Genomic DNA, 14454 nt, shown 5'->3' with positions numbered 1-14454 from the left:
GAATTAAAAAAATAACCCTGGGACAAGAAACGCTTTTCTTTAGTCCCAGGGAAGGAAAAACTACTAACTACTAATATAACTAAAACAATTTTAACCGATTCTTTATCTTATCTGGGTGCAAAGTTAGTGTATTTTTTCGAAAGTGGCTTATCCTCATGTTACATTTACTTTTTATTTTGTTTCAACCACTAAAAAATCACACTTTTTTCGCACTTTTCCTTACTTAAAGAGGCTCTGCGCCATCTTTTCAAGGCAGCGGCGCCAAGTCAGGAACTCGTGTGCTGTGCCCTCAGAAACCAGACCTTCGGCTTTGAATCCGGCAGCCTTCAGTGCTTCAACGCTCTTGTTGATGCCCTCTGGGTTCTCCTTGTCGCCACAACCTACGAAGATATACTTCACAGCCTTAGGATCCTTAATTTCCTCGGGCATATAGGTGCCGCCACTCAGCAATCCCCAGTAACCGAACATCTCAGGACGGCGCAGGGTGATGAGCTTGGTTTCCATACCACCCATCGACAGTCCAGCCATCGCACGGTTCCACTTGTCGGCCTTGGTCAGGAAGTTCTTATCGATAGTAGGAATCAGCTCGTCGATGAGAACCTTCTCAAACTCCTCGGCAGTAAACTTACCGATTGAACCAAACTTAAAGTCGTTGGTCAGTCCGTAGGCCATTACTACGATAAATGGCTTAATCTTACCATCGGCAATCAGGTTGTCCATGATGAGTCCAGCCTTACCCTGTACAGGCCAGCTAGTTTCGTTCTCACCCCAACCGTGCTGCAGGTACAGTACTGGATAGCGCTCCTGCTTACCCTTTACCACCTTGCCGTAACCGTAAGGCAGATATACATTGGCAGTCTGCATCTTACCAGTGCTCTCGCTCCAGAAGGTTACCTGCTGGATGTTACCATGGTTGATATCCTTGCGATAAGCGTAGAAGTCCTGATCCTTGGCAGGAATCTCGATACCACTCTCCCAACGGCAAGAACCGAAGTAGTTGTGTGTACCAGGATCGTTAAACACGCCACCATCGATAGTCAGGTGATAGTAGTGGAAACCAGGATCCATTGGGCCCTCGGTAGTACCAGTCCAAACACCATTCTTATCCTTGCGCAGTACGGTACCGCCACGGCCACCAAGACCCAGGCTAACAATTACCGACTTAGCATCGGGAGCCTCAACACGGAAACGGGCATAACCCTCAGAGTTAACCATAGGATACTCCTGTCCGGGCTGGTTCATGGGGTTGGGCACAAAGTCCTCTTTTGGCTTGCGATTGTCCATAGCGGCATCAAAGTCGCGGATAATCTGCAGCGAGCGCTTAGCCTTGAAGTTCTCGTCGAAAGGCAGTGGGTGGTTGTTTACACCCAGCCAAGAGTCCTTATCGCTCAGGTTCCAGAATGTAACGTTCTTAATCACATCCTTGTGCTTACGGAATATCTTGAACAAACGGGCATACTGGTCCTCCTGCAGTGTCTGCATATAACCAGGCTGTGGTTTAGCCTCGCCACGCGAGAACATCAGCTGACCACCGCTCTCGGTATTGGTACGCAGATCCAACTCTGTAATATGGATAGTGTTTACAATCTCGCTGAAACGGTTGATGGCCTTCTCCAGCTTCTCCTCATCAGGGAAGTAGATATTGTAGTGGCCCTGCATGCCGATACCATCGATGGGCACACCAGCCTCTTTCATCTTCTTCACCATATTATATATACGCTCGCGCTTACCCTCGTCAACACAGCTGTAGTCGTTGTAAATCAGCACACCTGTTGGGTCGGCCTCGCGTGCAAACTCAAAAGCCTTAGCAATAAACTCATCGCCACAAAGCTTAAAATGACGACTCTGACGATAAGGGCTGGCAGGCACCATCTTACCATCAACAAACTCGAATGGACGACCGTCGTCGGCCATAGCCTCGTTTACTACGTCCCAAGCATAAACCACATCCTTATAGCGGTTAACCACGGTGTGGATATGCTCGCGCAAACGCTGGTAGAATACCTCTTTCTTTACAGGCTTGCCCTTCTTATCGGTAAACATCCAGTCGGCAAACTGTGAGTGCCAGCACAAGCAGTGACCACGCATCTTGATACCGTTTTCGCGACAGAAGTTGGCAATGCTGTCAGCCAAACCAAAGTTCCACACACCCTCTTTTGGGTGAATCTCACCTGGTTTCCAAGCATTCTCGGCAGTAACGCTGTTAAACTGCTTTTTAACGATTGCAGTCTGAGCAGGATCAGAGATGTTGAACTTGTTTACAGCCACACCTACAGTAAAATAATCCTTGTAAGCATCCTTAAGTCCAGGACCTGCTGCATAATCTACAGGACGTCCCCACTGTGCCGATGCGGTCAGGCTACCGGCGATAAGCGATAACGCTACTAATAGTTTCTTCATATTTGCTAATTTGATTTCTGTTTATTAATCTATTCGGCTGCAAAGTTACAACAAATCCCCCAAACCCTCTATTCCGTGAGTATCATAAACTTTATTATTTGTACCATCAATGGCTACTTTAGGGGGATTACCTACCACTATATAGGGATTTTCTTGAGTATATTCCAACTAATTGTTGTACCTTTGCACGTGAATTTACAAACCAATAAAATAAAGATGAAGAAATTAAAACTTGTATTATGTATAGCCCTGATGGCCGTTATGCCATGCCGAGCCCAGCAGAATGTTGCTCCGTTTGAGTTTGAAGTAAAAGCAGGAACCAATTTGCCGTTGGATAGCGAATCGGGAATCAGTAACAAGTTAGGCGTTAACTTGGGACTTGAATCGCGATGGAATCCGAAACGATTGCCGATGGATGTTGGTGCAGAGCTATATATCGGCAGCGCTGTAAGACATGCCGAAGATGACAAGTCGCTCAGCAACCGAACGATATCGCTTGCTGTACTATCCGACTATCAGATAAATCGTGGATCGAAGGTATCACCATTCATCGGTCTTGGCCTTGGAGTTGCGAATTGCCAACAAATCATTGGCAGTTTAGGTGATGAAGCAACAACCCTCTGCATTATTCCAAGAGTAGGTGTAGAATTTGCCCGCCACCTGCGCCTCACCCTTGATGCCCACATCAGTAAGAAATACTACTCGCATGTAGGCCTTACTATTGGTTACTCTTTCCATAGCAAGAAATAGTGCATGTCACGGAATAAAGTGCCCCCTGGCATATTTGCGATAGCCTATCATCGTCTGTAGGCTATCGCAAATTATTTTTGTTTTCGTCAAAAGCTCTCATCTCTCCCTCAATCTTCCGAAAAGCCTTTGTACACAGGCATTTCGAGAGGGTGGAGATTTTCTTAATCTCTCCCTTTTCCCTCCCTAATCCCTCCCTACATCTCTCATGCTATAGGGAGAGATACATGAGAGATGAGGGAGGGATGCGAAAAATCTCTCATCGCTCAAACCACCTGTGTTTATGCGGGTTTTGAGAGATTGAGGGAGAGATGAGAGATTTTTTTGCAAAAGTTTCAAAAGAAACACCAACTAATACTACAACCCTCGTCACCAAAAGCGCTTCATTTTTTCCCAACTTGGGAACGTTTCATTCCCAACCTGGGAATGTTTTGTTCCCAACCTGGGAACATGGTGTTCCAATAATGGGAATAAAAAGATTAAAGTGCAGAATCTAAGTATTGATAGAAATCGGCGGTTTCGCCTAGGTAGGCATTGAGCACAATGCCTTCGGGCGAGATCAGCACCTTATAAGGATAGCCCTTTATTCTGAATCTATCCTCTGTAATGCCATCCTCGCTTCTTACCTGCAGCCAAGGCAGATTGTGTTTCTTAACAGCAGCAGTCCACTTTTCGGCAGTATCGTTACAGTCGATGCCCACAATCTCAAGGCGATCCTTATATTTGGCGTAGTACTCCTTTAGTTTGGGGAACCCTTTGATACACCAGGTACACCACGAGCCCCAGAAATCGAGCACTACATATTTACCACGAAGCGATTTCAATTCCAACACATTTCCCTGCAAATCTTTCAACCCAAGTTCTGGAACCTGACTACCTATTGTAACAGTATCGTTCTTTACGGCTTTGCGTGCAGCCGCCTCTTTCAGCACTTGCTTAAACATTCTCTCCAAGCTATCCAAATCGCTTTTCAGTCTGCCATTGCGAACTTCCGGAGTCAACTTAGCGATAGCAGGCAGCACCTGCTCGTAACCTACGTAAACAATCAAAGTTGCCGTGGCATCCTCGTCGGGATGTGCCTCAATGTATTTCATATATACAGAATGTGCGCGCCTATTGATATCACGGTTTTTCTCCCCCCTTATGCTATCAGGATCAATTCGAGCAGCCACAAACTCAATATTAAAAGGACGTTGGAGTTCGGTTATTCGTTCGTACTGCTGATAGAATGTACTACCACTCCAATGCTCGTCTACCGAATTAAGACTGCCACTAAAGACAGCCTCCTCATCAGGAACCAAATAGAAATAAAGACTCTCTTTGGGATTCGTCTTTAAATACATTTTAGCCGAATAAGCCTCTTTCAGATTGGCGTTGAACAAAAACTCACCAGCCTTTACAGCCACCTTATGCACCATGTGCTGTTTCTGAGGCTGCAAAATAGTATACTCGATGCAGAGCGTATCATTGCTTGCACCATCAATTCTACCTGCCAACTTAAAGTTGTCATTAGCAGATGCGGCTACTGATGCCAACAACACTGCCATCATCACAAATACTTTTTTCATACTCATTACTTTTATTGGTTAAGTTATTCTTGTTTCATAATTATCTTTTGGTCAGTCATATCGCTCTTTACCTGTATGGAGACTGTGGCCACACCAATATTCAGAAAATCTACCACAGTGCCTTTGGGTACTTTGAGCGAGAATTTACCATCAAAATCAGTAATCGTACCTGTTGCACCGTCATGTTCCTTTACAGCTGTACCTAACAAGGGATTACCTTCTTCGTCAACTACCGTTCCTGAAATCGTCAGCAATGCGGTTTCTGGCTGAGGTTCCGTCTTTTGAGTGCTTTGCTGTTTATGAGGCTCAACCACAGGGGCTGGTGCCACCTCCTGTGGCGCAGGAGCCTGAATGGCATCAACAACAGGATGGATGGGAGCAGGTTCTGGCGCCTGATAGTGAATCATCGTCTGGGCATTCAAGGCTAAGGTGATGGCTACAACGGGAAGCAGATACAGCACCTTGAGCAGACGTGAGGGCTTGGAGCGATGACGCGCCATCATCTGAAAACGGTTCTTCAGTGTTTGCTGACTGATGGCATTAGCCAACTTACACTCCAACTTGGCATTGGCTCTATCCATCAGCAAGTTCAGATAGTGGTGTGCATCTACACCACCCGATAACACACTGGCATCGGCCTCGTACTCATGAACAGCACGCAGCTCTCTACCTATCAGCCAGATGGCAGGATTGAACCACTGCAGGGCTATCGCCAGCTCCATCAGCAACAGATCGAATGAGTGATAGCTATTGATATGTGCCCGCTCATGAACCAAGAGGGCCGAATCCTGTAATTGATAGTCGCGACGCGAAAACACAATGGTGTTCCACCAACTGAACGGAGCGATATTCTGAGCGCAAACGGCAATGGTGGTTCCATCTGCTTGCGGGTGCTGCTCGCATTGGCTAATCAACTTGTTCAAACGATAAATGCTGATGGCGGTATGGAGCAGTTTTAATACTACGCCTACAAGATAAATGACAAATAGCCATAGGAGGGGATTACCGTAAGTTGCAGATGGACTATCCAATACAGCACCAGCTGCAACATTAGACCCGGATGCAGACGTGGATGCAGCCAAAACCGTTTTGTGCAGGGTGATTTCGCACAGCGGAAGGATAAAGGCTATCAAGACCGACAGGAGCAGGATGGCACGATTAAAGCGATGAAAAGTCTCACGTTCCATCAACAGGCGATAAAACAGATAGAACACTGCCAACAGTATCGCCACCTTACCTATATATAACAGAAATGCCGTTATCATCGTTTCGACTCGATTTTTGTCATCAATTCCTTCAGTTCTGCCAACTCCTCGTCGGTATATTGCTCCTTCTTGGCAAAGAAGCTGACAAGCGATGTGAATGAGCCATCAAAAAAAGTATCCTTTACATCGCTGATAAACGAGTAGGTGTAATCATCCTTGCTTACCAACGGCGTAAAACGATTGGCCTTGCCTACCTTTTCTGGCTTTACAAATCCCTTGTCTGTAAGAATCTTCATAAACGTCAGGATAGTCGTGTAGGCAGGTTTTGGTTCAGGATAGCGATCAATGATGTCCTGAATAAAACCCTGCTGTTCTGGCAGACTCCACAGGATGTTCATCACCTGCGTCTCGGCCTTGGTTAGTTGCTTCTTTTTCTCCTTCATAATACTTAGGTTTATCATTCCGCCAGCAAATATATACTAAATATTTAGTAGTTCCAAATTTTATCAACTAATTTTTTAGTATTTAACATCTTTTTGTCATTAAAAAGGGATAAAGAACAGTCTTTACAAAATAATTTTGTATTTTTGCGCACGAAAAGGAAAAATTAAAAACATGAAGATTAAATTACTACTTGCTTTCGCGGCTTTCGTGCTGCAAGTACAGGCTTATAACATCCGACATATATCCAGTGGCGACGGACTGTCGGCCAGTTCGATACTCAGTATTGAGCAGCAACCCGACGGCACCATGCTGTTTGGCACCATCGACGGACTGAACTGCTACGACGGCAGTAAGGTGCGACCTGCCACCCTGCATGCCGGACAGCGACTGTACGGCAACCTGATAGAGCATGTGCTGAACGTAGGCGATAACAATACCTGGGTGCTGACTAACTATGGTCTGAACATTGTAACACCCAAAGGACAGGAGGTGCGCTACTACCCGCAATTTCAAGGACTTAGACGCATACGCAAAAATCCACAAGGCGACGGATTCCTGCTGACAGACGGAAAACTGAACTATATCGACAAGCGCGACGGCAGCATACATGCCCTACCCCTGAAAGGAGTAACACTGGCCAACGTGTGCGACTTTGCCATATCGAGTAAGGCTCTTTACCTGTTTAACCGCGATGGCATTGTGAGCTATCAGCTACGCGTCAACAACAACCAATACACCATTGGCAAGCCCAAAATGGTGCAACGCATGCACCTGGTATCGGCCATGCCCGATGGCGATACAGAATACCTGGTTACCAACGACGGACAGCTATACAGCTACCAGATGGAGGCGCTCACCCTGCAACACGAGATGTCGCTGGCCCATGAAATCAGTCGACGTGGTTTTGTAAACGAGGTGCTGCAATACAAGGAGTCGCTGATGATTGGCTTTGGCGAAGGTGGTGTGATTAAGGTGAACCGCCCCAAAGGCAAGCCAGCCGAGGTGATTGACTTAGGGGTAGAAACAGGCGTATTCTGCATGCACAAGGACCGCTTAGGCGATATCGTATGGATAGGATCGGACGGTGCCGGCGTGCTGATGTATAGCGACGAGCCACTGACATTACGATCGTTTGCAAGCACCTCGCTACGTGCCGGCAAATCGTTCCCCATCCGTGCCCTGCTAAAAGATGGCGAGGGCAACCTATGGGTGGGCACCAAGGGCGACGGACTGATACAGGTACCCAACTTCAGCATCTACCAGAACCCACACCAGCTGGGCGAAACGGTGTACAGAGAGCAGAACAGCGGCCTGAGCAGCAATGTGGTTTACAAACTGGCCGAGAGCAAACATCCTTGGTTCTGGATTAGTGGCGGCGATGGCATCTGCTATTACTCGCAAGCCACCAAGAGCATACGACCCGTACCAGCCGAAATGCACCTGCAGCAGGTGATAGATATCCGCGAGAAAGGCAACGAACTGTGGATGGCCACCTTGGGATCGGGTATAGTAAAAGCCGATATCAGCGTAGAAAACGGACAGCCACGACTAACCAACATGAAGCGTTACGTGCTGGATGGCGGTAAAGGCTCGTCGAACTACTTCTTCTGTTTGACCTGCGACGAACAGGGCCGCTGGTGGTTTGGAAACCGTGGAAAAGGACTTTATACCTTTGAAAAAGGACAGCTGAAGTATATGGCACCCAGCCAGACAACCAACGACCCCAGCATTAACGATGTGTTTGCGCTGCAGGCCGTGGGCGATAACCTGTGGATAGGTACGGGTATGGGCATTTTTATACGTAACAAGCAAGGCAAGAGCCACCACCTGACTACAGCCGACGGACTGCCTAACAACACCATACATGCCTTTACAAAAGGTACAGCAGACGAAGTATGGGCTACCACCAACGGCGGACTGGTAGAACTGTCGCCCAACGGCACGGTGCTGAAGGTGTATGGCATGAACAGCGGACTGGATGTAACCGAATACTGCGATGGTGCCGCCTTTGCCAATGGCAGGGAGCTGTTTTTTGGCGGTATCAACGGCTTTACGGCTATTGTGAACGACACCACCGTACAGCAGCAGGTACACGAACTGCGCATTAGTTTTACCACACTCAACATTTTGGGTAAGCTGCAGAACATCAACGACTTTATGCAGGGCGAGCGCGATAACCTGACGTTGACATTAGACCACACGCAGAACTCCTTTGCCGTGAGCTTAGCCACCTTTAACTATCTGGAGGAGCCGTTCTACCATTACCTGTACCGACTGACAGACGATGGCGAATGGATTGACAACGGATCGAGCAACGTGATATCGTTTACCCAGATGGCCGAGGGCAGTCACACGCTGTATGTCAAGGCCAAGAACATGATGAACGGTAAGGAAACGGCCGTATCGCAACTGCACATCGACATCAAGCCACCTTATTACCGCACCATCTGGGCATACCTTATATATATATTACTGGTCATTGTCCTGATAGCCATCTATGTGCGTCACTGGTACGAGGACCAGAAACTGCACCAGCAGATGCAGCTGACCCGACTACAACAGCAGCACCAGGACGAGCTGTACGAGGAGAAACTGAAGTTCCTGACCAATGTGGTACACGAACTGAACACACCTCTGACCCTGATTTACGGACCATGCGAACGCATTATGGCATACACCAAGGCCGACGAGTTTGTGAAAAAATACGTGGGCAAGGTGATGCAGAACCTGGGTCGACTGAACAGTTTGATTCAGGAGGTTATCGACCTGCGCCGTGTAACCACAGGACACCACGAGATAAGTTGGCGACGCGTGGATGTATCGGCAGTGGTGGGCGACTACGCCAACGCCTTTACCGAGATGGCCGAGCGCAGTGGCATCAGCTACGAACAGGACATTGAGCCGGGATTGGTGTGGACATCTGACGACAAGGCACTGAGAAGCATCGTAGGCAACCTGATATCAAACGCCTTTAAATACACCAAGAGCGAGGGCACCATCAAAGTAAAACTTACCCGGCAGGCTGACGGATTGCTGTTCTCGGTTTATAACTCAGGACGTGGTATCGCACCTGAGGACAGGGAACGCATTTTTGACTATTACACTGTGTTCGACAGCGTTGAGGAGAGTCCGAATGCCGGACAGACCTCGCGTAATGGTATTGGCATGGCCATCTGTCATAACATGACCAAACTGTTAGGCGGACGGATAGAGATTGACAGCGAGGTGGGCCAGTATGCACAGTTTAATGTGTATCTGCCCGAAAAGCCGCTACCCGAAGGTGTTAGCGACGAGGTGGTGACATCGGCTAAGCAGACCGACAACATGACCCTGGCTGTGCCACAGGCTGTGAGCACTGCCAAACCAGCACGCCCACTGCCCAAGATGGCAGGCGACAGAACACCTACCATCCTGACGATTGACGACAACCAGGAGATGCTTGACCTGCTGGCCGACTGCTTGTCGGACTACCGTGTGCTGGCAGCCTTGAATGCAGAACAGGGCATGGCTTACCTGAAAGAGGAAACTCCCGACCTGATTATTACCGATATTATGATGCCTGGTACCGACGGACTGGACTTTACACAACAGGTAAAGCGCAACAAGCACACCATGCACATACCACTGATTATCCTATCGGCCAAGACTTCGGAAGAGGAGCGTATAGAGGGATTAGACAGCGGCGCCGACGTGTATATCAGCAAGCCCTTCAGCATCAACCTGCTGCAGGCCACCGTGGTACGCCTGTTAGAGAACCGCAACGTGCTGCGCGAATACTATAATTCGGCAGCATCGGCCTATGTGTATGCTGGCGGCGACCTGATTAGCAAGGAGCACCAGAGCTTTGCTGACGAGGTGACAAAGGTGATTGACGAGCATCTGACCGATACTGAGCTGACCCCAGAGACATTGGCGGAACTGATGAGTATCAGTCCGCGCAATCTCTATAGGAAGTTCAGTGATGCCAATATGCCGACACCTAAGGATTATATCAAGACCTACCGTATTAATGTGGCAGCAAGATGGCTTACCACTACTAATACCACTATTCAGGAAATCATTTATAAAACGGGCTTCAACACGCGCTCACAGTTCTATACTGAGTTCCGAAAGCATTTTGGCATGACGCCTAAAGAGTATCGAGAGCAACAGCTTCGAGCAGTACACAACCACTAACGTGGGTACCCAAGTCGATGGCCGATGTGTTACGAGCCCAGTTGCTGCCAATCAGGTACTGGGCCTGCAGGCCTTTTTCCTTCAGCACCTCGGCATTGTGCTTTAAGTAAGCCACAAAGCGGGTCTTATCGCTCGCTTCAACCTGGGGCTCCTGAATAAGCAAAGTGAAGTAGCGCACAAAAATGCCCTTGAACAGGCCGCCATCGCCAGTACCCTCGTCCTTGAGTACACTCTCGGTAAGGTCGCTCAAACTCGATAGGGTATATGACGAAGCACGTACGGCATCGCGCAGATAAAGGGTCTCGCCAGTAATCTTGAACAATTCGTAACACATACCCACAAACGTGCCCTGATTATAGGTAAACACCCAGGTGGTAACACTGTTGCCACTCTGACCATTCATGCTATCATACACAGCACCTGTGCCAGCGGCATACAGGTTGTCGCGCTCCCAGTTGTAGATACGTTTAGCCATGTCTAAATCAGATGCCTTGTGAAGGATATTGTACATACGGGCAGCGATGATGCCGGCAGGACCGTTGCTGCAGGCATTCTTGCTCCAGGGCTGACTCTTACGCCATGCCATGCCGCCACCGCAGTACTTGGTGTTCCAGGCATTCTGGATGTCGTCCCACAGCAACTGGGCGGTATCCAGATACTTCTGTTCCTTGGTGCAGTCGTACAAACGGAGCATGGTCAAGCATATCCACTCCTCATCGTCGTAGAAATCGTTGAAATAACTATTGCCAGCCTTTTTCTTGATGCCCTCGTGCCACTTATCAAACAAGTCGCGATAGCCGGCGCTACCAGTACGCAGATAGGCATCAATCACCACATCCATGGCATGAGCCTGGGGCCAATACTGGTTCTGCTGGGTGTCGGCCACATCGGGTAACGAGTTGAAATAACCCTCGCGACCGTTCCAGAAGTGAGTTACTAAAGCCTGTGTAGCCTGCTCGGCCACCTGTTTCCAATTCGTCTGCTCAGGCTGGGGCGCAGGCGTTGGATCATCCTCGGACGAAGATGAAGAACCGCAACCCTGCAGCACAAGACTGCAGAGAAGCGGTACGAAGAAAACTTTTAATATGTTATGCATAAGTTAGAACTTACAGTTTAATCAGCCAGCTCAACATGGTGGGTATAGTTAGCACCATGGAAGAGCACGGTAATACGGGTCTTGACACCTGGGTGAGGACCATCAGAGCCACCATCGAAGTCGCCATCAAACTTCCACTTGTCGTCCCACTGGTTGTTACCAGTTTCCATGATGTAATAGTAAGGATCGTCCATAGCCAAACCACCAGGGCGTGAGTCGGTGCCATTCTTGGTGCCCCAGAACTGCTTGGTGCCATCGGCATATTCCATCAGGAACTTATAACGCTCGTCGCGGCCCCAGCCCTCCTGCTTGAAGGCTACCACACCTACACCTGAGAACTCGCCGTTGCCAGCGTAAGGAAGATCGAACATGATATTGTTGTTAGGACAGAAGAACAAACCGAGACTCTTGATTTCGCGGATGGTAGCCGAAGCCACATTGAAATCGAGTACCAGACGATAGATGCCTGTAGCTGGTGCTACGGTTGAGCCACCCTCGAGCAACTTCAAACCATCGAGCGAGTAGATGGTGCCATCGCCCTTGTTGTTGCTGCAGAACTGGTAGCTCTTGCCACCCTCGAGCTTGGTAAAGATCTCATATACGCCCTGCTCGGGTGATGAGAAAGCAGCACCATTCTCGGCACCCTCGCCCATAATGAAGAGCGATGAAGGAATCTCGTCGAAGCCCTCGAGCGAAGTGATGTTCAGCTTGTGTTTAACTGTAGCCTCGGCCTGATTCAAACCACGAGAAGCGATGATCGACCAGCTGACCGTGCCACTGGCACCACTCTTGAAACCGGCAGCAGCGGCTACCTTGTTCAGGGTTTTGTGGGTGATGGTGGCGCTGTTCATCATACCATTCTTATCAGAGAGCACCTTATAGATAGGTGTGCTCTCGCCGTCCTTGTAGAACACCACCTCGTAGAGGGGCGAACCACTATCCTCGGCCTTGGCTGCCTCCCACTCGAAGAAGGTAGAGGCGGTGGCTGAAGCCTGAAGGGTTACACTCTTGCCATCGGCAGGCTCGTAGAGCTGGGTGATGGCTGATACCTGACTATCCTTGAACTCCATGTCGGAGGTGCAGGCTGACATGCTGAACACGGCGCCAAACAGCGCGAATGCCTTAATAATATTCTTATTCATAGTTAATTGTTTCTTTTTTGGTTTTTACTAATAATACTTATTGATGATATGGATTAATTGCCGTAGCCAGGATTCTGGCCTAAGTTAGGATTGAGGTCGATCTGACTCTGAGGAACAGCCCAGAGGTAGTCGCGGTTCTCATCGAACGTAAACTTCCAGGGGATGTCGTGGGTAAAGCTGGCGCCACGTACGGGTTGGGTGAGATACTCTGAACCAGCCTTCCAACGCTTGATGTCGTACCAGCGCAAGCCTTCGAGGGCCAGCTCGCAGCGGCGCTCGTTACGCAGAATCTGACGAAGTTCGGTCTGCGACTTATCGGCAGGGAAATTAAGAGCCTTAGCTGTCTTGAAGCCAGCACGCTGACGGATGGCACGTACGGTGCTGTTCCATACATCGGCTGTCATCTGGTTCTGCTCGAGCTTAGCCTCGGCCCACATGAGCAGGATATCGGCATAGCGGAACATGATGATGTTGAGACCCGAACTCATGTCGCCAGTAGCCTGTGGGGCAAACCACTTACGGGTATAGTAACCTGTAGCAGTGGTATTGCTACCTGTTCCGATATAGGTATCAACGGTGTTATCGCCAGCAGGATCGATATGGATCACCTCACCCTTTGAGCCATCGCCCACATTGGCGCTCCAGTCGTAGTTATCATAGATAACGGTAGCTGCCAGGCGTGGGTCGCGGTTGTCGTAAGGATGGTTAGGATCGTAATCGGTACCAGCCTCATCGATGGTATAACCATTCAGGGTGAGATAGCTATCAACCAACGACTGCTGAGGTACACGGTCGGCCACACGACCACCCTTGCTCAGGGGCACCATGTCGAGAATCTCGCCCCAGGTAAGCAGGTTGCGAACATAGGCACGATCCAGAATCACCTCCTGGTTGTACTCATTACCCTCCTCAAACAGGCCACGGTAGCTGGGGAACAGGGCATACGAGCCGTAGGTCTCGGGCTGATTGATAAGCATCTCGCAGTACTTCTGCACGTTGCTCCAATCGCTATCCATCAGATAGGCACGGGCCTGCAGGGCTACCACAGCACCCTTGGTAATCTTGCCGTTCTCGCTCTCTGGCAGGTCGTTGCGCGAGGGCAGATCGCCGATGATATCGTTCAACTCCTGATGGATGAACGCCATCACCTCGGCGTGCGAGGTACGACCGATGGTGTTCGACTCATCCACAGTGATATCCTTGGTAAAGAAAGGAATATCGCCATAGAAGTTGGTGAGACGGAAGTAGATATAAGCACGTACAAAGCGTATCTCGGCAATCATACGAGCCTTCTTGGCTGCATCGAGGTTAGTGATGGCATCGATATTCTCGAGGAACACATGACAGGTTTTGATGCCGCCATACAAATCGGACCACTCACTGGCAAAAATACCAGTGGTAGGCGTGGCCTGGCCCATACGCATCAGGCGCTGGTCGGTCGTAGAACGACCGTCGATCATGTTATCGCTGAGCGACTCGTCGCGCCACATTTTGCCAGCATTATACATCTGTGCATAGGCCATGTTTACCACGTACTGCGCTCTGTCGGGAGAGTCCCAGAAGTTTGCATCGGTAAACTGATTGCCAGGGGCATTCTCCATGCCGTTGCAGGCAGTAAGCGTAAGTCCGCCCACAGCAGCAAACAGATAGATATATTTCTTGATTTTCATTTTCAT

The 14454-nt window shown here is 49.1% G+C and carries 9 protein-coding genes; 2 read left to right on the top strand and 7 right to left on the bottom strand.

Translation table 11 applies throughout. From position 1 onward, the window contains the following. Positions 1-219 precede the first annotated feature (219 nt). Positions 220-2400: a bifunctional endo-1,4-beta-xylanase/feruloyl esterase gene (gene xyn10D/fae1 / locus T500_RS0102530; RefSeq protein ID WP_028906815.1), complete on the bottom strand. Its 2181-nt coding sequence runs from the start codon at positions 2398-2400 to the stop codon at positions 220-222. Between the two features lie 216 nt (positions 2401-2616). Between xyn10D/fae1 and T500_RS0102525 the strand changes: the two genes are divergently transcribed. Continuing rightward, positions 2617-3150: an outer membrane beta-barrel protein gene (locus tag T500_RS0102525; protein WP_028906814.1), complete on the top strand. Its 534-nt coding sequence runs from the start codon at positions 2617-2619 to the stop codon at positions 3148-3150. Between the two features lie 476 nt (positions 3151-3626). On the opposite strand, the gene T500_RS15000 is transcribed toward T500_RS0102525, so the two are convergent. From T500_RS15000 to T500_RS0102510, 3 genes are read right to left on the bottom strand one after another with little or no spacing between them, the layout of a single operon-like run. Beyond that, positions 3627-4715 carry a TlpA family protein disulfide reductase gene (locus T500_RS15000; protein ID WP_196243455.1) on the bottom strand — a complete coding sequence of 363 codons (1089 nt, stop codon included), beginning with the start codon at positions 4713-4715 and terminating at the stop codon, positions 3627-3629. Positions 4716-4738: 23 nt separating this feature from the next. Further along, positions 4739-5980 (bottom strand): M56 family metallopeptidase, encoded by a 1242-nt coding sequence (locus tag T500_RS14995; RefSeq protein ID WP_051611841.1) that lies wholly within the window; start codon positions 5978-5980, stop codon positions 4739-4741. After that, positions 5977-6363, bottom strand: a complete 387-nt coding sequence (locus T500_RS0102510) for a BlaI/MecI/CopY family transcriptional regulator (RefSeq protein ID WP_028906813.1) — start codon at positions 6361-6363, stop codon at positions 5977-5979. Before T500_RS0102510 ends, T500_RS14995 begins: the two co-directional genes overlap by 4 nt. A 172-nt stretch (positions 6364-6535) precedes the next feature. Between T500_RS0102510 and T500_RS0102505 the strand changes: the two genes are divergently transcribed. Continuing rightward, positions 6536-10540, top strand: a complete 4005-nt coding sequence (locus T500_RS0102505) for a hybrid sensor histidine kinase/response regulator transcription factor (RefSeq protein WP_028906812.1) — start codon at positions 6536-6538, stop codon at positions 10538-10540. Here T500_RS0102505 and T500_RS0102500 read toward each other — a convergent pair. The 3 genes from T500_RS0102500 to T500_RS0102490 are packed head-to-tail and all read right to left on the bottom strand — an operon-like array spanning position 10494 to position 14448. Further along, positions 10494-11636, bottom strand: a complete 1143-nt coding sequence (locus T500_RS0102500) for a glycoside hydrolase family 76 protein (protein WP_028906811.1) — start codon at positions 11634-11636, stop codon at positions 10494-10496. The two genes, T500_RS0102505 and T500_RS0102500, sit on opposite strands and share 47 nt — an antisense overlap. Positions 11637-11653: 17 nt before the next feature. Continuing rightward, positions 11654-12778 carry a SusE domain-containing protein gene (locus tag T500_RS0102495; protein ID WP_028906810.1) on the bottom strand — a complete coding sequence of 375 codons (1125 nt, stop codon included), beginning with the start codon at positions 12776-12778 and terminating at the stop codon, positions 11654-11656. A 53-nt stretch (positions 12779-12831) separates the two neighbouring features. Continuing rightward, positions 12832-14448, bottom strand: a complete 1617-nt coding sequence (locus tag T500_RS0102490; RefSeq protein WP_028906809.1) for a RagB/SusD family nutrient uptake outer membrane protein — start codon at positions 14446-14448, stop codon at positions 12832-12834. Positions 14449-14454 lie beyond the last annotated feature (6 nt).

This window comes from Xylanibacter ruminicola Ga6B6, assembly GCF_000687715.1.
Classification (GTDB): Bacteria; Bacteroidota; Bacteroidia; order Bacteroidales; family Bacteroidaceae; genus Prevotella; species Prevotella ruminicola_B.
Note: the sequence above shows the minus strand (reverse complement) of the source record. Positions and strands in the feature narration are given on the sequence as shown.